The sequence below is a fragment of the Tessaracoccus zhenghani genome (genome assembly GCF_055326325.1).
In genome coordinates this window covers 60,038-81,690 of the sequence record NZ_JBUZNQ010000005.1, presented here as the reverse complement: position 1 = coordinate 81,690, position 21,653 = coordinate 60,038, and the positions used below count along the sequence as shown (strand labels likewise).

Here is a 21,653-nt window from a genome sequence, read left to right as displayed (position 1 = left end):
TGTGATCGTCATCGGCCCGTTGGGGCGTCACAGTACTGCGATGGTACGGGTCAGACGCGCGTTGCATGAGGCTTTTGCGAAGGATGTGGCGACATGCCATCACTACCCATCGCGCGGGTTGTACATCTCGATGTCGACCACACCGGGCACCTCGGCGAGTTGCGCCATCACGTCGCGCAGCGGGGGGCCGGCCCGGAACCTCATCTGCGCGGTGATGAGGCGGCGACCTCCGGATTCCTTGCCCCGCGTGGACACCAGGGTGGTCTCGCAGCCGAGCGCCGCCACCTCGGCCAGCACACTGCGCATCACCCCGCGCCCGTCCTCGTAGGTCAGTTCCATGATCGAGCGTTCCCCCGAGCGGGGCAAAAGCCGCCCCAGGGGCGCCACGACGAGCACGGCCACGAAATGCAACAGGGTGGCGAACGCGGCCAGCGGCAGCAGCCCGGCGCCGCACGCCATCCCGATGGCAGCGGCCAGCCAGATCGACGCCGCGGTGGTGAGACCCCGCACCACGTCGCGGTTCACGAAGATGACGCCGGCGCCCAGAAAGCCGACACCGGAGACGATCTGGGCCGCGATGCGGGAGGGGTCGCGCGTCACCTGGTACTCCGCCATGTAGACGAACCCCTCCACCGAGATGAGGGTGAACACGGAACTGCCGAGGCCCACCAGCGCGTGGGTGCGGATGCCGGCGGCCTTGTGGAAGAACTGCCGTTCCCACCCGATCAGGGTGCAGAGCACGAAGGCGAGCCCGACCAGGCCCATCTGGTGCGGCACCTGCGCCCAGTCGAAGAGCGCCTCAAGCGGCAACATTGCTGCCGCCCACGAGCGTCATCATCAACTCACAGGCCATCGAATTCGACCAGCTGAACCAGGGACGGGTGAACCGGTTCGGGTCGTCGACGTCGAATCCCTCGTGCGTCCATCCCGTGCCGCCGTCGGTCGCGAGGATGGTCTCGAGGCAGGCCCGGGCCTCGTCCGGAGTTCCGGTGAGGCCCTGAACTGCCAGGGCGATGTGCCACACGTGGCGCGGGGGGGTGTGGGGACTGCCGATGCCCGCCGCGTGCCGTCCCGAGTAGTAGAACGGGTTGCTTTCGCTGAGCACCCAGGCCCGAGTCGCCTGGTAACGGGCATCGTCGCGTGCGACGTCCGAGGTCAACGGCAGCGACAGCAGCGACGGCATGTTGGCGTCGTCCATGAACAGCTGCCCGCCCCGCCCGTCGACCTCGTAGGCGAAGCGCCCGTCGACACAGCCATGCTGCTCCACTCCCCCGGCGATCTCAGCCGCGAGCGAGGCGGCATCGATGTCCAGTTGGCCGTCGCCCCACTGGCGCGCGAACTCGCGGATCTGCCGCAACGCCCTCAGGGCCATCAACTGGGCGGGCACGTTGTAGCCGAAGGTGCAGGCATCGTCAGAGGGGCGGAACCCGCTCCAGGTCATGCCGGTCCAGGCGACCGGCGTGCCACGCCCGTCCGGCCCCAGGGTGTCGCCGGGCTCAGAGTCGCGGACGTGGCGGTAGGTGGATTCCTCGAAGTGCCGCTGTTCGGTGCGCCACTGCGCGACGATGGCCCGGCACCCGGCGCCGACGGCCTCGTCCAGGTGACGCGCGTCCCCGGTGGCCCGCCAGAGGCGGGCGGCGAGGTCGACGGCGAAGGCGAGCGAGTCGATCTCGTACTTGCGCTCCCACACCCCCGGGTCGAGCTCCAGGTCCTCGGCGTCGAAGTGCGCGCCCGTCGGCCCGTCGTTGAAAGCGTTGGCGTAGGGGTCGAGCGCGATGCACGCCCACTGACGGGCGACGACCCCCCGCAGGACGGCCGCCACCTCCGGGACGTGCGCCAGGCGCAGGAACGGCAGCACCTGGGCCGAGGAGTCGCGCAGCCACATGGCGGGGATGTCGCCGGTGATCACGAAGACGCCTTGGGGGCCACACGTCATGGTGGTGCCCCAGGTGTCGAGCATCATCGCCTGGAAGCGCTCCGCCGCAACGGCGCCGAGGGAGCCCTCGATGCGGCTGGCCCAGTCGCGGATCTCCGCGACGAGGAGGTCGCCTGGTGGGTTGGTGATGGGACGCATGATCTTCCGTTCAGGGTGAGGTGGTGACGGTGGGTTCGCGGCACCAGTTGACTTCCATGGCGGTCAGCCGCTGGAGATGCCGACCCAGACCCTCGAGGCTCCCGGAATCCCCGGCGGTGCCGGCCCAGAGCTGTTGGGCCAGGGCGCTGCCACGCGGCCACAGCAGGTTCTCGGCCCGACCCCAGGTGCGCACGTACTCCGTCCACAGTTGGAACTGGCCGCCGAGCAGATGCCGCTGGGAGGGTCCGTCGAGCCGGAGTTCCCCGGCGAAGCCCGCCACGTCCCCCAACGTGGTGGGTCCTGCGATGGTCAGCGGCTGGTCCGGGCCCTCGTACTGCCCGTAGTCCAGGTACGTGTACTGACTGGGTGCGGCGATGACGTCGAAGCCTCGGGCGGCGGCCTCGGCGATCGCCTGCCGGTCTCGCCACACCATGACGGTGACTCCCTCGGGCGCGCCGAGCTCCAGCACTTCGTCCCACGCCACCGGCCGCCGTCCGGCAGCCAGCACGTGCCCACAGATCCGGCGCTCGAACCACGCCTGCGCCTCGGCCCCGGTCGTGATGCCCTGCTCGGCCATCAACGACAGGGAGGCGGGGTGCGTGAACCACTCCTCGGAGGGGCACTCGTCCCCACCGATGTGGATGGGCGAGCCCGGGAACAACTCCATCACGGCGTCCAACACGTCGAAGCAGAAGCGCACCGACTCCTCGGTCAGCGCCAGCACGTGGTGCGACACTCCGAAGCATGTCCGCGGGTGGCTCACGTGGTCGCAGGCGCCCAGGGCCGGATAGGCGGCGATGGCCGCCTCCATGTGCCCCGGCATGTCGATCTCCGGCACGATGGTGATGCCGAGTTCGGCGGCCCTGGCCACCAGGCGGCCGATCTCCTCCACGGAGTAGTGGCCCCCGTGCGGGCGACCATCGTGCTGGGGGAAGTCGTCGCGGTCGTCGGCGTCCGGGGGCGGTTGGTGTCCGGGCAACGTGCCGGGGCGCCACGCGCCCTCCTCCGTCAGGCGCGGATACTTCGCCACAGGCACCCGCCAGCCCTGATCGTCGGTGAGGTGCAGGTGGAGGACGTTCAGCTTGTGGGCGGCCATCACCTCCAGATGCTTGAGCAGCCCGTCGAACGGGAGGAAGTGCCGCGCCACGTCGATCATCGAACCGCGCCACGCGAAGGCGGGTTCGTCCGCCACCTCCAGGCAGGGCACCACGAGGTCGCCAGGCTCCATGGGGCCGGGCCCGTGCACCTGGGGCGGGAGCAGCTGCAGCAGGGTCTGCACCGCCCACCCCTCGCCGGCGTCATCGCCGGAATGGATCGTCACCCCGTCGGAGGTGACGACGAGGCGGTACGCCTCGGGGGCGAGTTCCCCGTCGCGGTGGAAGTCGACGCCGATGCCGTCGCCCGTGATGACGGAGACGCCGGCCGCCGTGCCGAGGCGCTCGGCGAGCAGGCGAGCACCCGGTCCGCCGCCCCGCACGGGCAGCGGATCCGGGAGTTGCAGGGCACCGTCGTGCGCGGCCAGGTGGCGGGGAGTAGGCAGCAGGATCATGAGCGGACCTCCGGTTCCCACGCCGTGATCCTGGGGTCGGTGAGGTCCGGCACATTCACGTCGCCGAGGTGCCGGGTCTCGGGGCCGATGGTGACGACGAAGGCGCCCGAGGCGCGCGCGGCCGTGGCACCCATGGGCGAGTCCTCGAACACCACGCAGTCCTCGATCGACACGCCGCAACGGGCGGCCGCCGCCAGGTAGAGGTCCGGGGCGGGTTTGGGCCGCTCGACGTCCTCGGTGCCCAGCGCCGCGGTGAACAGGTCACCCCACCCGAGCGCCGAGACCACGTGCTCGACGATGGCGGTGGGCGAGTTCGACGCGATGGTGATCGGCATCGTCGCGCTCAGGCGCTCGATCAGCGCGAGGGCCCCGGGCGTCGGGCGCACGCCACCCGCGAGGTTGGCCATGATCAAATTCGTCATCCGCTCCGACAGTTCGGTTCGATCGGCGTCGGGGTACTCGCGCAGGAAGTCGTCGACGACATCGCTCACCGAGCCGCCCAGGACCCCCTTGCCCATGGCATCGCCGCCCACCTCCTCCCAGAGTTTCCGGGTCGCGGCGAACCAGGCGTCCTCCGAAGCCACCAGGGTGTTGTCCATGTCGAACAGGACGGCAGCCACGCGCTGGGGCAGCCGTTTTCCGGTGGTCGTCGTGGCGCTCAATGGTCCTCCAGGAGTCGTGGATCCCCCAGCATAGCCAGAGATGATTATGTTTGAACGTTTCGAGCGAGTTTGCTCAATTCGGGCGACCGAAGGGTAGATTCCCTGCCATGCTGGCCTCTCCCACCGTCGACCTGCTCACTGTCGGCCTGTCGTACCGCGACCTCATCTTCACCGGCGTCCAGACCCTGCCCGCCCCGGGCGAGGAGCGCTACGCGGAGGACCTGCACGAGATGTGGGGCGGCATCGCCACCATGGCCCGCGTGGGCGCGGCGCTCGGCATGAAGACCGCACTCGCGACCGCCGTCGGCTCAGACGACGCCAGCGTGCGGCTGCTCAGCGACGCGCAGGCCGCCGGCATCGACACGAGCCTGACGGCCCGGCACGACGGATGGCGGCTGCCTGTGACCGTCGCCATGTCGCTGCCTCACGATCGGGCCATGCTCACCGTCGAGGACGCGCCCCCCGCCGACGTGGCCGCTCATCTGGAGGCGGAGACCTTCCGGGTGCCGGCCATAATCGTCGACCTCCGCGACCCCGCCGCCCCGTGGCTGCAGCGGTCCCGCGCGGCAGGCTCCACGGTGTTCGCGTCCCGCGGCTTCGATCCCACCGAACAATGGGGCGACGACGAACTCGGCGGCCTGGCCGGCACCGACGTGTGGATGCTGAACGACATGGAAGCCACCGCCTTCACCGGGCTGACCGACCCCATGGCGGCAGCGCGCCACCTCTCCCGGCGCGTGCCGCTCGTGGTGGTCACCCGGGGCGCGGCGGGCATGGTGGCCGTCGATGCCCACACCGGCGCCGAGGCATCCGTGCCTGCGTTCCCGGTGTCCCCGCTCAGCACCATCGGCGCCGGGGACACCACGCTGGCGGCCCTCGCCTTCGCGCACACCCTCCCCGGCACCGCCCTGGAGGATCATCTGAACCTCGCGGCCTTCGTCACCAGTTCGGTGCTCGCCTCCCCCCATGGAGCCGCGACCCCGCCCACCCTCCCGCAGTTGCGGGCACGATTGGCCCAGAGCACGGATGCCCGGGCCGGGCTCCTGCGGGAAGTGCTGGACGCGCGATGAGCTCGGCGTTCTCGCTGTTGGTGCTCGGCGACACCCAGTACCTCTTCGACGGGCAGCGCCGTCGGCCTGAGTTCCTGGCCGAGACGTTCCGCCACGTGCGCGCGCTCGTCGACCGGGGCACCGTCGCCCCTGTCCGGCACATCATCCACGTGGGTGACGTGACCGAGCACGGCTGGCCCGAGGAGGTGGACTCCGCGCAGTCCGCCCTCGCGGACGGGGCCGCCCTGTTCGGGCGACCGGGCATGACCATCGCGACGGGCAACCACGACGTGGCCCACCATTCCGACGACACTCGCGGGCCCACGCCCTTCGGAGACACGTTCGGCGCAGGCTCCGCCCTGCTGCCTGGCACCCACGCGCACGCGCTCCACCACGGGCCGGGTGGCTACTCCTCGTGGCGCGTGGTCACGGCCGCAGACGACATCGAGCTGGGCGTCCTGGCCCTGGATTGGCGCCCGTCGGAGGACGGGTGGCGCTGGGCCGACGACGTGCTGGCGGCGCACGCCCACCTCCCGACCGTGGTGGTGAGCCACGAGGCCGCCTCGCGGGGAGCGCTGACCACCCACGGCGACCGGGTCCGGGCACTGCTCGCGCACCATCCCCAGGCGTTCCTCGTGCTCGGCGGCCACGAGTGGCCCAGCACCCGCGTGACCACCCCCGAGCGCGAGTACCACGCCGTCAACTACCAGGAACTGCCGTTCGGCGGGGCGGGGGCGGCGCGGATCTACGAGTTCGACCCGCGCCGCGGCGTGTGCCAAGTGGTCTCGTTGTGCCCCGCGGCCGGCCTGCCCGCCATCGCGCGCTCGGTGGAGGCGCGCCGACGCCTGGCCCTCAGCGGCGCAGATGACCAGTTCTGCTTCGCGCTCCCGGAGGCCCTCGGCGGGCGTGAGACACCGTGGCAGTCCGACGGCCTGCGCCTCGTGGCCGATCTGCGGCCCGACGGCGAGACGGAGTTCGACCTGACCCTGCCCGGACGCTTTGTGCTGCAGGTCGACGCGACGCTCCCTGCCGCGATGCAGGACGGCTGGCAGGTGCTGCTGGCCCGGCTGGGCGAGGCTCCTGGGGGCTCGGTCGAGCCCCTCGCGGCCGTGAGCCTGTCGTCGGAGAACTTCCTGGGGTGGATGGCCTTCACGCGCGGCGGCGAGACCTGGGCGAACTCACACGAGTACGCACCGGGGGCCCAGGTGAGCATCGTCGTGGCCAACGGGCCGGAGCCCGGGATGTGGGTCGACGGTGACGCGGTGGGGCGGGTGGATGCCCACCTCGGAGAACCGCTGGCTCAGGGCACCTGGCGGTGGCGCATCGGCGCCGGAGAATACGGTGGCCAGTGGGCCGACCCGTTCCGCGGCGAGGTGCGCCGCGTGCGAGCGTGGGCCGCCTGAGGCCGCCTCACCACTCGAAGGACAGGTCCCGGCTGGGGCCCAAGGGCTCGATGCCACGCTGAACGCCGACCCCCTCCGCATCCCACGAGCCCTGACGGATGCCCAGTGCCTCGAGCAGCAGCCACATGACGTCCTCGCTCCGCAACATCGACGGGGCCGCCAGGACCCCGGGCAGGCGGCCGCCCACCCGGTGCGTGATGAGGAAACTGCGGCGCACCTCCACCTCGTCTTCTCCGTGGCCGCCCTGCGGCTTGTGGCCGTGGTCGGTGGTGACCGCGATCAGCCAGTCCTCGCCCAACTGTTCATGGCGCTCCGACACCGCCTTCACGAGGTGCCGCGTCCATTCGTCGGCCTGGCGCAGGGCTGCACGGTACTCGTGCGAGTCTGCACCGTGTGCGTGCCCGGCCGCGTCCACGCCCTCGAAGTACACCACCGAGGCGTCCGGACCTTCGTGCAGCAGGCGCCACGCCGCCCAGCTGGCCACCCCGGCGTCGGCTGCGTCGACCCCCTCCTGGGTCCCGGGGTGGAACACCTGGTGCTGCCCGGTGCGCTGCTGGTCTGCGCGGGCCTGGAGGATGGGGCCGGGGGACTTCACGAACGCGTCCCAGGTGGCGGCGGCCATGGTCCGGGCCGCCGGGTTGGCGAAGTAGATCCTGGAGAGGATGTCCGGCCGGCGGGCAAGGTCGTGGCCGACGAACTCGTTCCACCAGACGTTGCACTGTTCGTGGGTGGAGCCCGTGAGGATGGAGGCCCAGCCAGGGCCGGAATCCGTCGGCGGGGTCATCCACATGGGCAGGATCCGCCCGTGCGAGTGGCCCGCGTCCGCCATGAGGCGCGCCAGCGTCGGCATGAGCGGACCCGCGGCGGCGGCCGCGCCGACGTCGGTCGTGTTGTCCTCACCGCCGGTGCTGAAGCGGTCCTCGGCGGGATGGTCGGGAGCGGCGAAGCCCGGGTCCCCCGCGACGGCGCCCGGAAGTGCGAGGTCGACTCGGACGCCGTCGATGCAGATCAGGAGCAGCTTCATGCGCTCGTCCGAACCCGGAGGGTGAGGATCTGGAACGGGTGCAGCCGCAACGTGACGGTGTCGGCCGCCGTACCGGCGGGCAGTTGCTGGGTCGCCTCTTCGACGGGTGCCTCCAGCAGGTCGACTTCGGTGATGGTCGCCGCGGGCAGCGCGAGATCCAGCGTCAGCCTGCTGCGGGCGCCCGCCGCTTCGTGCAGCCGCACGATGATGTCGCCTGAGCCGTCGAAGGCGGGCTTGATCGCGTCGAGCACCGCCCACGACTGGTCGTCGGTGGGCGTCAGCGCCACCAGTGGGGGCAGCTCGACGGACCCGTCGAGCACCCTCAGCGGCTGGTTGAGGCGAGTCCCTGCGTGATGCGACGCCGCAAGATCCGTCCCGACGGTGAGGCTGTAACGCAGCGTGTGCCGGCCCGCGTCCGCCGCCGGGTCAGGCGAGTTGGGCGCCCGCAGGAGACTGAGTCGGGCCTCGACGCCGGCCGTGGGGGCATGCTCCGAGCCGCCGGCGGGGACGACGTCGTGACCGTAGCCGCCGTTGGTGCTGAGGGTGACGCCGTAGCCCGGCTCACGGAGCCACAGCCACCGATGACCCACCGTCTCGAACCTCGCGTGGTCCCAGGAGGTGTTGACGCGGATGGGGCGTTCGATGTGACCGAACTGGATCTCCGCCGCGGAATGGGTGGCGCGCACGTCGAGCGGGAACGCCACCTTGAGCAGCTTCTCCCGCTCGCGCCAGTCCACATCGGCGACGAAGTCGACTGCGGCCGAACCGGCATCCAGCGAGATCGCCTGCGTGACCCGGGACCCGCCGAAGCGACGCGTCACGTGCACCGTGGCACGCAGCGCGGAATCAGCGACGACCTCGATGGTCTCCACCGCGGTGAGGTCCTGCGACGACCGCAGGTACTGCGCCTCCAGTTCCCAGGCGTCGAAGCAACTGGGGTGGTCCGGGTGCAGGCGCAACACGTTGGCCCGCCGGCCGACCGGCAGCACCTCGCGCTCCGCGCCCAGGTCGAGCACGGAACTGAGGGTTCCATCCGGTTCGACGACGACGCGCACCAGCCCGTTGTCCAGCACAATCTGTTCCTGCTCGCGGGTCACGGTCACCGGGGCCACGTGCTCCGGGAGGGCGTCGTCCGGGGACAGCACGCTGGCCGAGAGCGGCGCCACCGAGACCAGCCGGAGCTCGTCGCCCACCGCCACCACTTCGGTACGGCTCACGTCGGAGGGGTTGACGACAGAGCGTCCGCCGTCGCTCCGCAGATGCCCCCACGCAGCGTGGAGAAGTTCGTCGATCTCCGCCAGAACGGCGTCGTATTCGGCGAAGGCTTCGCGGTTGACCCAAGCCGTGCTGCTGCCGGGCAGGATGTCGTGGAACTGGAGCACCAGGACGCGGCGCCACAGCTCCTCGAGCTTCTCGTGCGGGTAGGCGTGCCCCGAGCGTGAGGCCAGGGTCGCCAGCCACTCGGTGGCCTGGAGCGCGGCTTCACTGCGGCGGTTGCCCTGCTTGAGGGCCATCAGCGACGTGAAGATGCCCCGATGGAACTCGAGGTACAGCTCGCCGGACCAGACGGCAGGGTCGTACTCGGCCCGGGCCGCCTGTGCGAACTCGTCCGGGGAGCCGTGGGACACGACGGGGGCTCCCTCGAGGTCGGCGAAGCGGCGGACCCGCTCGACCATCTCGCGCACCGGCCCTCCCCCACCGTCCCCGTAGCCGTACGGGAGCATGGAATGCGTCGCGCGGCCCTTCTCCTTGAAGTTGCGCTCCGCCCCCAGCACCTCCTCAGCGCTGACGATTGAGTCGTAGGAGTCGCACGGCGGGAAATGCGTCCAGATGCGGGTGCCGTCGATACCTTCCCACCAGAAGGTGTGATGGGGCAGCTTGTTCGTGCGGTTCCAGGACAGCTTCTGGGTGAAGAACCACCGCATGCCCGCAAGGCGCGCGATCTGGGGCAGTTGCCCGTTGTAACCGAACGAATCCGGCAGCCAGAGGCAGTCGGTAGTCACGCCGAATTCGTCCTTCATGAACCGCAGACCGGAGGTGAACTGGCGCACCAAAGACTCGCCGCTGGGCATCATGGCGTCGGGCTCGACCCACATCCCACCGACGAAATGCCATTGGCCGCGGTCGATGGCGTCGCGGACGCGCCCGTACACCTCCGGCGAATCCTCCTTCACCCACGCGTGGTGTTGGGGCGCGGAGTTCGCGAAATGGAAGTCCGGGTACTCGTCGGCCAGCGCGACGACGTTGCTGAAGGTGCGCACGATCTTGCGCCGGGTCTCGCGGATGGGCCAGAGCCAGGCGGTGTCGATGTGGGCGTGACCGATGGCGGTCATGTGTTGGGCCGAGCCTGCGGCCCCGCTCGTCAGCAGGGGCTTCAGGATCTCTCGCGCCCGGCTGGCGCCGGCGGCCACCCCGTCCGCGTCGACGACGTCCGCAGCCTCCTCGAGACCCCGCAGGAGCACGGCACGCCAGGTGGAATCCACCGGCAACTGCCGCATCAGGCCGTCGAGCACGTCGAGGTCGAGGTGGAGACCCCACACCTCGTCGTCGCGTTCGACCACCTCGGCGCCGCCGAACCGCCACACGGGTCGGTCAGAGCGGGTCAGGATGTCCCCCTCCTGCGTCGACTGGCCGAGCTTGAGCGTCATGTCCGGGTTCGAGGCAGCCTCGACCATGAGTTCCAGGGTTCCGTCGTCACCGACGAGGTTCCTCTGCTCCGCGAGCGAGCCGAAGGTGAGGGGCACCGTGCGGTTCATGGGGTTGACCGCCTTCAACGGCCAGCCGTCCGTCGTGTAGACCATGCCCTCGGACTGGTTGCCTGCCCAGTCGCCGACGAACCCCAGGTCGATGCGCAGTTCGAGCCGCCCCTTGGCGTCGTCGGCGGGCACAGCGCCGCGGACCTTCAACCACCAGGTGGACCAGGCCGGCCCCCAGAGGGTGTCGACAGGGAACGGCTCGTACTGCGCCCCGGCCGCCTCCTCGAAGGGCACCGGTTCGCCCGGGACCCGCCACGCCGTGACGTCCAGCGGGGCGACGACGCGGTAGACGCCGCCGGCGACCCGCTCGCGCAGGCGCTCCAGGCGTTCCTCGACCAGCTCGCGGTTGTCGTGCATCAGGCGTTCTCCTTGAGGTAGGACAGGTCGTCGAAGTTGGCAACGAGGTCGTCGAGGAGCTCCTCCGCCACGCGGAACGAATCCACCAGGGGGTGGTGGGTGAGCGCCAGCAACGCATCAGGGCGTGACTTGTTGACGGCGGCGTCGATGGTGCGCTGCTCCACGTACTTCGCGTTGACCACCATGCCGCGGCCGTGCTCGGGCACCATCGCGCCCGGCAGCGGCACGACGCCGTTACCGTCCACCCGACAGGGGATCTCGATGACTGACGAGTCGCTCAGGTCAGGGAGGATGCCGTTGTTGGCGACGTTGAGGATCAGCTCGGCCGGCACGTCGTTGGCGATCGCGTGCATGATGGCCAGCGCCACCTTGTCGTACCCCCCGGTCTCGAGATCGGCGTCATCGCGCTCGAAGTTTCCTGCGGCTTCCCGGTTGGTCGCCATGTAGGTGACCTCCCGTTCGAGGCGGGTGCGTTCCCACAGGTCGTAGGCGCTCGACTGCTCGATGCCCAGCGACTCGTAGAACCCTCGCTGCTGCTTCATCAGGAAACGTCCCCGGGTCTGGTCCGTGCCGCTGTCGATGGTGAGGTCTTCCCGGGAGAAGTAGTAGTAGTGCAGGTACTCGTTCGGCACGGCGCGCAGCGCCTGGACGAGTTCCGCGCCGAAGAGGCGGCCCTCCTCGAAGCTCTCGATCAGGTCCGGGCGTTCGAACAGCCGAGGCAGCACATCCACGCCGTCGACCTCGAGACCGGTCAGCCACCCCAGGTGGTTCAGCCCGGCATAACGGATCTTGATCCTGTCGCTCCCGGTATTCATGAGGGCCACGTCGGGCGCCACGAGACCGGCGCGCTTCAGGACGTCGATGATCCTGCGGACCATGCCCACCGGCGAGTCGCAGATCCCGATGACGCGCTCCCCGAGGTGCCGCTGCATGACCTCCGTGATCACGCCGGCCGGATTGGTGAAGTTGATCACCCAGGCCTCCGGCGCGAACTGTTGGATGGCACTGACGATCTCCAGCACCGCAGGGATGCCCCGCAGCGCATAGGAGATGCCGCCGGCACCCACCGTTTCCTGGCCGATCACCCCGTGGCTGAGGGAGATCTGTTCGTCGAGGGCGCGGCCCGCCGTGCCGCCCACCCGGACGGCCGAGAAGATGAAGTCCGTGTCGCTGATGGCCTCGCGCAGGTCCGTCGTGCTGACCACCTCAGGCGCAGCGTCGGACGCCTCGGAAAGCTCGCGGAGCACGCGCGTGATGGCCTGCAGCCGGGCGGCGTCGGTGTCGTAGAGGCGCAGTTCCGTGACGCGCTCCGGCGAATCGTCCGCCAGAAGGGCCTTGTAGACCAGCGGCACGCGGAAACCGCCGCCGCCGAGGATGGTGAGCTTCATACTGTCCTGATCTCGATGTTGTGGGATGAGCACCGTTCCATCAGGGACGGCGCGAGCTGGTGGGCGTCGGTGATGAGCCCGTCGAGCTCATCGATGTCGAAGGGGGAGCTGCCGCCCTTGCCGGGGAACTTGTCCGCATCGGCGAGGAGGTAGGCCTTCGAGGACGCGGCCCTGATGGCACGCTTCACGTCGCTCTGCGCGTACGAGGTGTCGCGGATCCTGCCGGAGTCGGCGATGCCGGAGCACCCGAGGAAGGCGAGGTCGGCGTGCTGGCGCGCGAGGGCGTCGGAGACCTGGACACCGGTCAGGCACTGGTACTGCTCGGACCACCGCCCACCGAGCAGGATGATGTCGGCCTTCTGGGTGGCGCGGAAGTGCTCGAACGTGGGCAGCGAGGCGGTGAGCACCGTCACGTCCTTGGCCTCCATGGCCAGCGCCACGTAGTGCGCCGTCGTGCCGATGTCGAGGATGACGGTCGCCCCGTCCGGGATGAGTGCAGCCGCTGCGGCCCCGATGCGCTGCTTGCTGGCGCCGCGCCTGCCCAGCGCCTCCTGGAACGGATCGTCGATCTCGCGCTGGAGCTGGACCCCTCCCCAGGTGCGCTCCACCAGGCCCTGTTCCTCCATCTCCGCGATGTCTCGCCGGACGGTGGCCGGGCTCGCGCCCAGATGTCCGGCGACCTCTGTCACCGCGACCGGGCCGCGGGCATGGAGGAGGCGGAGCAGGGCGTCATGGCGGGCAGATTTCAGCACAGCGACAACCTACCCCAGAACTCGCCAACTTGCTCGTTTATGAACATTTTGATCAGGATTCTTCACACGCTGCCTTTTTGTTGTACATTGGGGCGCACAACGACGGTCGAGGAAGATCAACGATGTGCAGAATCCCTAGTCAAAACCATATGTCCGTGTACTACTCCGATGAGCAGCCGGCTCACCACGGGTGCGAGGCGACGCTTCGGGACCCACGGGACACGGGCGTCCGCCTTGATCCACCTGCACATATTTGATCGACTTCACCGCACGTGGCTGGGCCACCAGCGATCCCCCATCACGAAGTAGGAGAGACCATGACGGTTTCACGACGATCCATCCTCCAGGGTGGAGCGGCAGGATTCGGATTCCTGGCACTCGGCGGCCTCGTCGGCTGCTCGACGGCCGCGCCGCAGACCGGTTCCACCCCGACCAGCGGCGGATCCGCCGCAGCGGAGACCACCAACCTGATCCTCTGGACCTGGCCCGAGGGCTTCGGCGAGAAGGCCCTGGCGGCAGTGGCTTCAGAGTTCCCCCAGTACAAGCTCCGGCAGGACGTCATCGGCGGCGACTTCAAGCAGAAGCTCACCACCACCTTCACCGCCGGCTCCGGCCTGCCGGACATCACCGGCGTCAAGGGTGAGGACATCGCGTTCTTCAAGAGCCAGGCCAAGTTCTTCGTCGACCTCAACACCGTGGGTGCGGCCGACATCAAGGGCGACTACCTCGAATACAAGTGGAACCAGGCCACCGCCGCGGACGGCAAGCAGCTCGGCATCCCGATCGACGTCGGACCCACCGCCCTGTTCTACCGCTTCGACATCTTCGAGGAGGCCGGCCTGCCGTCGGACCCGGAGGAGCTCGCCGCCTCGATCCGCACCTGGGACGAGTACATCGAACTCGGCAAGAAGCTGCTGGCCGCCAAGCCCGACACCTACCTCATCCGCAACGCGGGCGGCCTCTTCGACGTCGCGTGGGCGCAGACCGGGAAGGGCTTCATCGACGAGGCCGGCGTCTTCATCGGCGACCAGGAGCACATCCGCAACGCCTGGGACACTGCGGTGAAGGCGCTCGACGCCGGCATCGTGGCCACCTTGCAGTCGAACAGCGCCGATACCGCTGCAGCCGTCAACGAGGGCCGCCTGCCCGCCGACTTCGGCGCGTCCTGGCACCTGTCCGACCTCATGGTCGACGCCCCGGAGACCGCTGGCAAGTGGCACGTGTGCGAGCACCCGGGCGAGGCCTACAACAACGGCGGTTCCTTCCTCGCCATTCCCGAGGGGGCGGCTGATCCGGCGAAGTCGTTCGAGGTCATCAAGTTCCTCCTCAACGCGCAGAACCAGGCCTACGAGTTCGAGGACAAGGGCAACTTCCCGGCCACCCCGGCGTCCTTCGAGATGCCCGAGGTCGCCGGCCCCGTCGAGTTCCTCGGTGGCCAGGTTGCCGCGGAGGTCTTCGGCAAGGCGGCAGAGACCATCCTGCCCCGCTTCGAGGATCCCAACGAGGGCACCGTCAACGCCCCGTTCTACGCCGAGATGGACCTCGTCGAGTCCTCCGGCAAGGATCCGAACAAGGCGTGGGACGACGCCGTGACCGCTGCCAAGCGCCTCGCGCAGCAGGTGGGCCTGACGGTGAAATGAGCGTGACTGCGGCTCGGCGGGGAGATGCCCAGGTCTCCCCGCCGGTCGACAGCTATCGCACGTTGTCGACCTGGCAGCGCGTCAAGAAGTCGCTGCCTCAATACGGTGCGGTATCCCCATACTTCATCCTGTTCCTTCTGTTCGGCGCCATGCCCATGGTGTTCACCATGGCCCTGGCCTTCACCAACTGGTCCGGCCTCGGAGACCTCCACTTCATCGGCTTCGAGAACTTCGGATATCTGATCTCGGACCCGCTCTTCTTCAAGGCGCTCGGCAACACCGTCGTGCTCTGGATCATGGGCACGGTGCCCACGCTGACGATCGCCACGATCGTCGCGCTCATGCTGAACTCGACGCTGCGCTTCTCCACGACGTACCGCGTGATCTACCTGATCCCGAACGTGACGTCCATGGTGGCGATGGGCATCCTGTTCAGCTCGCTGTTCTCCAGCCAGTTCGGGCTCGCCAACGCGGTGGTCAACCTGTTCGGCTTCGAGAACGTCGCCTGGCTCCAGAACGAGTGGGGCATCAAGATCGCCATCTCGGCGCTGACCACGTGGTCGTTCGTCGGGTACAACGCGCTGCTGATCCTCGCCGGCCTCCAAGCCATCGACAAGACGCAGTACGAGTCTGCAGCCATCGACGGCGCCAACGGTTGGCGCACGTTCTTCCACATCACGCTGCCGCAACTGAGGTCGATCGTCTTGTTCATCACGCTGATGTCGACGATCGGCTCCCTCCAGAGCTTCACCGAGGCACAGGTCCTGACGTCGTCGCTGTCCTCCGGTGCCGCCTCCGCCGGCGGCGTGGGCAACTCGGGTTTGACCATGGTCCTGTACTTCTACTCGGTCGCGTTCCAGGAGAACCGGTACGGCTACGGCGCCACCATTGCCTGGGGCGTCTTCGTCGTGGTGATGTTCTTCTCCGCCATCAACTGGCTCGTGACCCGCGAGCGCAAAGTGAGGGGTGTGCGGTGAGTTCCATGAACGAACGCGCCGTGCCCGCGGCGCTGGCGGGAGCAGCGATCGAAACCAGCCGACGCCGACGCCGGCCCCTGTCGCGGCGCGGCGCCGTGCTGCGGCACCTCGCGCTCCTCGCGGGCGCCCTGGTCTCACTGTTCCCCTTCTACTGGATGTTCGTCCTGTCGACGAACGAGTCGGCCGTGATCTACCAGTACCCGCCGGTGATGACGCCGGGCGACAAGCTCGCCACGAACTACGGGTCGATCATGGAGCGCATCAACATCTGGGGCGCCATGTCGAACACGCTGGTGGTGGCCGCGAGCGTGACGGTGCTGGTGCTGCTGGTCTCTTCGCTGGCCGCGTTCGCCTTCGCCAAGTTCAGCTTCCCAGGGAGGAACGCGCTGTTCGCCATCGTGCTGGCGACGTTCCTGCTGCCCTCCCAGCTGGCGACCATCCCCCAGTTCCTCTTCATGAGCAAGCTGGGCTGGGTCGGCGACCTCAAGGCCCTGATCTTCCCTTCTCTTGCTAGCGCGTTCGGCGTCTTCTGGTTGCGGCAGTACACCGTCAATGCGCTGCCGTCGGAACTGCTCGAGGCCGCCACGCTCGACGGGACGGGGTTCCTGCGGCAGTACTGGCACGTGTGCCTCCCCACCATCCGTCCCGCACTGGCCTTCCTGGGCATGTTCACCTTCATCGGTTCCTGGAACGACTTCATGTGGCCGCTGATCGTGCTGAACGACCCCAGCAAGTTGACGCTCCAAGTGGCCCTCAGCCAACTGAAGACCGCCCACGGCACCGATTACGGCATGCTCATGGCCTCGTCGCTGATCGCGGTGGTACCCCTGCTGCTGATCTTCGCGCTGGGCGCCAAGCAGTTCATGGCCGGCATCACCGAGGGCGCAGTCAAGGGCTGACCCTCTCCACAGACGCGACGGCGTGTCCACCCTGGGCGGTGGGCGCGCCGTCGTCCCGTCTCAGGGACGGCCCGGGATCCGTCTGCGGACGTCGGGCACCGTAGCCGGCCCCGGCTCCCATGCCGCGACCCATGGAAGGTCGTCGGCCACGTGCACGACGCCGTCCTCCAGACCCGTGTGGTGCCCGTCGAGCACACGGCGGGCGAGGTGACGGTCGCTGCGGTCGGAGTTGTGCCACAGCGCGCCGAACAACGCGTCCACCCGCACCCGCGCCTGCTCACAGAATGCCCCGGCGAGTTCGACACCCTCGGGGTTGTTCTCCTTCTCGGCCGTGGCGCGCACGCAGGAGGCGGACATGGCGAACAGTTCTGCACCGATGTCGACGATCCGGCCCAGGTAGGCCTGCCGATGCTCCAACCTTCCCTGCCAGCGCGCCATCCCGGCGAAGACCCCCCGGGCGAGGCGCCTGGCGGCTCGCTCCACATAGCGCAGGTGTTCGGCCAACGGCCCGTGCTCACGGAAGGAGCCGGGAACGGTGCCCGCACCGACGACAAGCATCGGCAGCCACTTGGCATAGAACGCCGACGCTCGCGCCAGCGCCTCCGCGCGGACACGCGTCGAAGCCTCGGGGTCGATGATCTCGCCAGCCACCTCGAGGTGGACGTCGACGGCCTCGCGGGCGATGAGGAGGTGCATGATCTCGGTGGAACCCTCGAAGATCCGGTTGATGCGGATGTCGCGCATGAGCTGCTCCACCGCGGCGGGGCGCTCGCCGCGAGCCGCCAACGAGTCGGCCGTCTCGTAGCCGCGGCCGCCGCGGATCTGGACGAGGTCGTCGATGATGCGCCAGGCCATCTCGGAGGCGTAGAGCTTGACCAGCGCGGCCTCGATCCTGATGTCGTTGGAGTCGTCGTCGGCCATCATGCTGGCAAGGTCCAGCATCGACTCCATGCCATAGGTGCTGGCGGCGATGAACGCGATCTTGGTGGCGACGGCCTCGTGGTCGCCCACCCGGCTGCCCCACTGCACACGCTCCCCGGCCCAACCGCGTGCCACGTGGAGCGACCACTTCGCCGCGCCCACGCACATTGCCGGCAGCGACAAGCGGCCGGTGTTGAGCGTGGCCAGGGCGATCTTCAGGCCCTTGCCCACCTGGCCCACGACGTTGGCGGCAGGCACCCGCACCTGGTGGAACCGGATGAGCGCGTTCTCTATGCCGCGGAGCCCGACGAAGGCGTTGCGGCGCTCGACGGTGATCCCCGGTGAGTCCGCCTCTACGACGAAGGCCGTGATGCCGCCCCTGCTACCGGGGGTTGCCGGGACGCGGGCCAGCACGATGAACAGGCTGGCGATCGTGCCGTTGGTGGCCCACAGCTTCAGCCCGTCGAGGACGTAGAAGTCGCCGTCGGGCGTGGCCGTTGTGGCAAGCCGCGCGGGATCCGATCCGACGTCGGGCTCGGTCAGGAGGAATGCGGAAACCTCACCCGCCGCCACCCGCGGCAGGTACGCCTCCTGTTGGGAGGCGGTGCCGAACATCTTGACCGGCTGCGGTACCCCGATGGATTGGTGGGCTGAGAGCATCGCGGACACTGCGGGGCTGGCCGAGCCGATGAGCGTCAGCGCCTTGTTGAAGTAGTACTGCGTGAGACCCTGACCGCCGTGCGACTCCGGGACCTTCATCCCGAAGGCACCGATCTCGGCCAGCTCGGCGAAGGTCTCGTCTGGGACGCGTGCCTCGCGCTCGATCCGGGCTCCGTCGATGCGGCGGCACACCTCATCGACTCGGGTGAGGTAGCTCTCGCCCTTCGCGCGGGCCGCCGCGCTGGGCGTGGGCCAGGGCTCGATGAGGTCGAGCCGCAGCCTTCCGAGGAAGAGCTCCTTGCCGAAGCTGGGTTTGGTCCACTCGGTCTGTCGTGCCGCCTCCGCGACGGTGCGGGCCTCGCGTGCGCTGGGGCCTTGGGCGGGCGCGGTTGTGGGGTGAGTCGTGGTGCTCATGATGCCCTCCAGGAACGTCCTCCCACGATACGCCCGGGCGGTCATTCCCGTGGGTAGTCGAACTGATGCGTGCGCGAGCCGGCGGAGCCGCGCAGGGAGGTGGAAGCCTGGACATTCGCCGGAGGCTGGAAGATGGGACCACCGGGAGCCAGACCCGCATCGTCGCCGGCCCCCGGTTTCCCCCGCGCTCCGCTCAGGCTTCTAGTGTGGACTCCAGTCCAGCGTCGTTCGCGCGCTCCGCCAGTCTCTCGGCGACGTAGTCGATGTCCTTGTCGCCACGCCCGGACAGGTTCACCAGGATGATCTGGTCAGCACCCATCGACGGGGCGATGCGGATGGCGTGCGCGAGCGCGTGGCTCGACTCCAGCGCGGGGATGATGCCCTCCGTGCGGCACAGGAGCTTGAAGGCCTCCAACGTCTCGTCGTCGGAGGCATGCACGTAGTCGACCCGGCCGGTCTGCCGGAGGTGGGCGTGCTCCGGTCCGACGCCCGGGTAGTCGAGGCCGGAGGCGATCGAGTGCACCGCCGTCGGTTCGCCGGCCTCATCCTGCAGGATCACGGTCTTCATGCCGTGCAGCATGCCGTCTGACCCCAGGGTCATGGTGGCGGCGTGCTCTCCCACAGTACCCAGATCGCGGCCCGCGGGCTCGACGCCGTAGATGCGCACGTCCGTGTCGTCGAGGAAGCCGCTGAAGATCCCGATGGCATTGGACCCGCCGCCCACGCACGCGATCACGGCGTCGGGCAGGCGGCCCTCCTTCGCCAGGATCTGCTCCCGGGCCTCGCGCCCGACGATCGACTGGAAGTCGCGCACCATGGTCGGGTACGGGTGGGGGCCCACGACGGATCCGATGGCGAAGAAGGTGTCGTGGTAGTCCGCGGCGAAGACTCCGAAGGCCGAGTCGACGGCGTCCTTCAGGCACGCCCCGCCGCTCGTGACGGGAACCACCTTGGCGCCGAGCAGCTCCATCCGCACGACGTTGGGGTGCTGCTTGGCGATGTCGATGGACCCCATGTGGATCTCACACTCAAGCCCGACCAGCGCCGCGGCGGTCGCCAGGGCAACCCCATGCTGGCCTGCGCCCGTTTCGGCGAGGAGCTTCTTCTTACCCATCCGCTTGGCGAGGAGCGCCTCGCCGAGGCAATGGTTGATCTTGTGGGCGCCGGTGTGGTTGAGGTCCTCGCGCTTGAGGTAGATGGCGGCCCCACCCAGTTCCTCGCTGAGGCGCTGCGCCTTGAACAACGGGGACGGCCGGCCGACGTAGTCCGTCAATAGGGCCTCGTATTCGGCGAGGAAGGCCGGGTCCTTGATGGCCTCCTGGTACGCCTCGGCCACCTCGGCGAGGGGGGTTTCGAGCTGGGGTGGCACGAACCGTCCACCGTACTGACCAAAGAATCCATCTGAGCTACTCACACGGTCGACCTTAGTGCCGTGCTCCCAACGAGAACCGCCCGGCACGCCAGCGAAGGGGCGTGCCGGGCGGCTCACGAGGTCAGGCCTGCTGCTTCGCCTTCGCGTTTGCTTCCGTCTCGGTGATCTTGTTCAGGAGCTCGTCGGTACGGGACTCCTCTTCCAGCTACTGGGTGAGCAGGTCCCAGCCACCGTTGAGCCCGAGAATCTTCGCGCGCGCCAGAACCGATGCAGGTCGTCTGCCCCAGCTGCACGGCGCCGTCCTCGACGAGCCGCATCACCGCCAGAGCAGTGAAGCTCTTGCTCCCGCTGGCGATGGCTATCCGCGCTCGGGGTGTCATCGGCACGTCGAGAGCCCGGTTGAGGAAACCCTCGCAGCGCTCGAAGACCCGTTGGTCGCCGACGTCGACCGTCACGACGCCGGTGAACGACTGGCGGGTGACGGCGGCGTCGAATGCGGTGGGATCAATCACCATGCTTGATCCTTTCAGAGTCGGACCCTCGGTGGAAACCCTCGGACCCGCCTGCCATGTCCGGGTGCGTCGTTACGAATGCCACCTGCCACGAGGTGGTCAAGCCGATGCCGGACGCACGGATCTCGAGGTACCGCGACCTCGACGTGTCGGGCCACTGGCGGGCCCGGCCGGCCTTCGGCGACTGGGATTCTTACGGCGAGACACCGGAGCCGGGGGCTCCGGCTCTACACCACCAGGACGCTGAAGGCCGAGACGGTCACGAGCGCCAAGAGCGTCGAGACCGCCACGACGGCGGCGACCAGGTGCCCGTCGCCGTCGAACTCCTGCGACAGGGTGAACGTGGTCGCGCCGGTGGGCATGGCGGCGAGCAGCACCAAGACCGCGGTGAGCAGGCCCGTGGGGTCTGGAACGAACAGCTTGGCCGCCGCCCACGTCAGGAGCGGCAGGACCAGGAGCTTCGCCATGGCAACCGACACGATCGCCACCAGGGACGAACCACGGGTCCACACCTGCTTGACGGCCCGGCCGAGCGACAGGCCGATGGCGAAGAGTGCGACCGGGATCACGGCCTGCGCCAGCAGCGTGACCGGGACGGCCACCATCTCGGGCAGTTCCAGCCCGAGGCCGCGCACGATGAGCGCGGCCACCACGGAGATGACCGCGGGGTTGAGCGGGCCCGCCTTCAGCAGCGCCCGCCGCAGCCGCCCCGGCTGGGGTTTCCCCGCCGTCGCCAACGCCGGGTAACCCACCATGAAGATCAGGTTGTGCACCATGGACGTCAACGCCATCGGCAGCGCGGCCCGCGGCCCGAGGACGCTCAGGATGAGTGGGAATGCGAAGTAGCCCACGTTGCCGTAGCCCGCCGCCAGCGACAGCCTGCCCGCGATCGGCCGGAGCCCGGCCAAACGCGAGGCGAGGTAGACCAGGGCCGAGAAGCCGAGGGTGACGACGAACGCCACCAGGAACAGGGAAACGGGAAGCCCGGCGCCCGACGGGGCCTTCACGATCGCGTCGAACAGGAACGCCGGCAGCGCGAACCAGTACACGAAGGAGTTCAGGCCGACGTCGGCCTTCCCGAACGCCTTGGCCCTGCTGGCCAGCAGCCCCAGCAGGATCAGCACGTACAGCGGCATGACAACCGCCAGCACCTCCGCCATGCTCCTCCCTTCGCCCCCCGCAAACCGCGACTGCCCGGCTCGTGTGGACCTTACCCTTCCCCATCCTGGCGGCTCGTCTCGGCG

General features: G+C 69.1%; 17 protein-coding genes. 5 read left to right on the top strand and 12 right to left on the bottom strand.

All coding sequences use genetic code 11. The features are described from left to right. Window positions 1-102: 102 nt before the first annotated feature. The 4 genes from ACZK4S_RS11745 to ACZK4S_RS11730 are packed head-to-tail and all read right to left on the bottom strand — an operon-like array spanning window position 103 to window position 4,285. Entirely contained in the window at window positions 103-813 is a 711-nt protein-coding gene (locus ACZK4S_RS11745; protein WP_076063644.1) for an MgtC/SapB family protein, read from the bottom strand. Beyond that, window positions 800-2,074, bottom strand: coding sequence for a glycoside hydrolase family 125 protein (locus ACZK4S_RS11740; RefSeq protein WP_076063646.1), 1,275 nt, complete (start codon window positions 2,072-2,074; stop codon window positions 800-802). Before ACZK4S_RS11740 ends, ACZK4S_RS11745 begins: the two co-directional genes overlap by 14 nt. A 10-nt stretch (window positions 2,075-2,084) precedes the next feature. Continuing rightward, entirely contained in the window at window positions 2,085-3,623 is a 1,539-nt protein-coding gene (locus tag ACZK4S_RS11735; protein WP_463644443.1) for a beta-N-acetylhexosaminidase, read from the bottom strand. Beyond that, the gene (locus ACZK4S_RS11730; RefSeq protein ID WP_463644382.1) at window positions 3,620-4,285 is read right to left on the bottom strand and encodes an HAD family hydrolase; all 666 of its coding nucleotides are present in this window, start codon (window positions 4,283-4,285) and stop codon (window positions 3,620-3,622) included. The genes ACZK4S_RS11735 and ACZK4S_RS11730 overlap by 4 nt, the downstream gene beginning before the upstream one ends. 107 nt (window positions 4,286-4,392) lie before the next feature. On the opposite strand from ACZK4S_RS11730, the gene ACZK4S_RS11725 reads away from it, so the two are divergent. Beyond that, window positions 4,393-5,355 carry a carbohydrate kinase family protein gene (locus ACZK4S_RS11725; protein ID WP_463644381.1) on the top strand — a complete coding sequence of 321 codons (963 nt, stop codon included), beginning with the start codon at window positions 4,393-4,395 and terminating at the stop codon, window positions 5,353-5,355. Beyond that, the gene (locus ACZK4S_RS11720) at window positions 5,352-6,737 is read left to right on the top strand and encodes a metallophosphoesterase (protein WP_463644380.1); all 1,386 of its coding nucleotides are present in this window, start codon (window positions 5,352-5,354) and stop codon (window positions 6,735-6,737) included. Before ACZK4S_RS11725 ends, ACZK4S_RS11720 begins: the two co-directional genes overlap by 4 nt. Before the next feature lie 7 nt (window positions 6,738-6,744). Here ACZK4S_RS11720 and ACZK4S_RS11715 read toward each other — a convergent pair whose 3' ends face one another. From ACZK4S_RS11715 to ACZK4S_RS11700, 4 genes are read right to left on the bottom strand one after another with little or no spacing between them, the layout of a single operon-like run. Continuing rightward, on the bottom strand, window positions 6,745-7,761 hold the full coding sequence (locus ACZK4S_RS11715) for an alkaline phosphatase family protein (protein WP_463644379.1): 1,017 nt from the start codon (window positions 7,759-7,761) through the stop codon (window positions 6,745-6,747). Further along, the gene (locus ACZK4S_RS11710) at window positions 7,758-10,874 is read right to left on the bottom strand and encodes an alpha-mannosidase (protein WP_463644378.1); all 3,117 of its coding nucleotides are present in this window, start codon (window positions 10,872-10,874) and stop codon (window positions 7,758-7,760) included. The genes ACZK4S_RS11715 and ACZK4S_RS11710 overlap by 4 nt, the downstream gene beginning before the upstream one ends. Beyond that, complete coding sequence (locus tag ACZK4S_RS11705) at window positions 10,874-12,262, bottom strand: 6-phospho-beta-glucosidase (RefSeq protein ID WP_463644377.1); 1,389 nt, start codon at window positions 12,260-12,262, stop codon at window positions 10,874-10,876. Before ACZK4S_RS11705 ends, ACZK4S_RS11710 begins: the two co-directional genes overlap by 1 nt. Beyond that, entirely contained in the window at window positions 12,259-13,014 is a 756-nt protein-coding gene (locus ACZK4S_RS11700; protein ID WP_463644376.1) for a DeoR/GlpR family DNA-binding transcription regulator, read from the bottom strand. Before ACZK4S_RS11700 ends, ACZK4S_RS11705 begins: the two co-directional genes overlap by 4 nt. A gap of 317 nt (window positions 13,015-13,331) precedes the next feature. Here ACZK4S_RS11700 and ACZK4S_RS11695 point away from each other — a divergent pair, with 317 nt between their 5' ends. The 3 genes from ACZK4S_RS11695 to ACZK4S_RS11685 are packed head-to-tail and all read left to right on the top strand — an operon-like array spanning window position 13,332 to window position 16,530. After that, a complete protein-coding gene (locus tag ACZK4S_RS11695; RefSeq protein WP_076061799.1) occupies window positions 13,332-14,654 on the top strand; it encodes an extracellular solute-binding protein in 1,323 nt (440 codons plus the stop codon). Continuing rightward, window positions 14,651-15,631, top strand: coding sequence for a carbohydrate ABC transporter permease (locus tag ACZK4S_RS11690; protein WP_083665511.1), 981 nt, complete (start codon window positions 14,651-14,653; stop codon window positions 15,629-15,631). The genes ACZK4S_RS11695 and ACZK4S_RS11690 overlap by 4 nt, the downstream gene beginning before the upstream one ends. A gap of 5 nt (window positions 15,632-15,636) precedes the next feature. Then, window positions 15,637-16,530, top strand: coding sequence for a carbohydrate ABC transporter permease (locus ACZK4S_RS11685; RefSeq protein WP_463644375.1), 894 nt, complete (start codon window positions 15,637-15,639; stop codon window positions 16,528-16,530). Window positions 16,531-16,590: 60 nt separating this feature from the next. Here the strand turns inward: ACZK4S_RS11685 and ACZK4S_RS11680 are convergent, their stop codons facing one another. The 4 genes from ACZK4S_RS11680 to ACZK4S_RS11665 form a co-directional block, all read right to left on the bottom strand. Then, window positions 16,591-18,525 (bottom strand): acyl-CoA dehydrogenase family protein, encoded by a 1,935-nt coding sequence (locus ACZK4S_RS11680; protein WP_463644374.1) that lies wholly within the window; start codon window positions 18,523-18,525, stop codon window positions 16,591-16,593. 193 nt (window positions 18,526-18,718) lie between these two features. Continuing rightward, window positions 18,719-19,939 carry a tryptophan synthase subunit beta gene (trpB, locus tag ACZK4S_RS11675; protein ID WP_198928262.1) on the bottom strand — a complete coding sequence of 407 codons (1,221 nt, stop codon included), beginning with the start codon at window positions 19,937-19,939 and terminating at the stop codon, window positions 18,719-18,721. Between the two features lie 71 nt (window positions 19,940-20,010). After that, window positions 20,011-20,412 (bottom strand): serine hydrolase, encoded by a 402-nt coding sequence (locus tag ACZK4S_RS11670; RefSeq protein ID WP_463644373.1) that lies wholly within the window; start codon window positions 20,410-20,412, stop codon window positions 20,011-20,013. Between the two features lie 224 nt (window positions 20,413-20,636). After that, window positions 20,637-21,569, bottom strand: a complete 933-nt coding sequence (locus tag ACZK4S_RS11665; protein WP_463644372.1) for an AEC family transporter — start codon at window positions 21,567-21,569, stop codon at window positions 20,637-20,639. Window positions 21,570-21,653 lie beyond the last annotated feature (84 nt).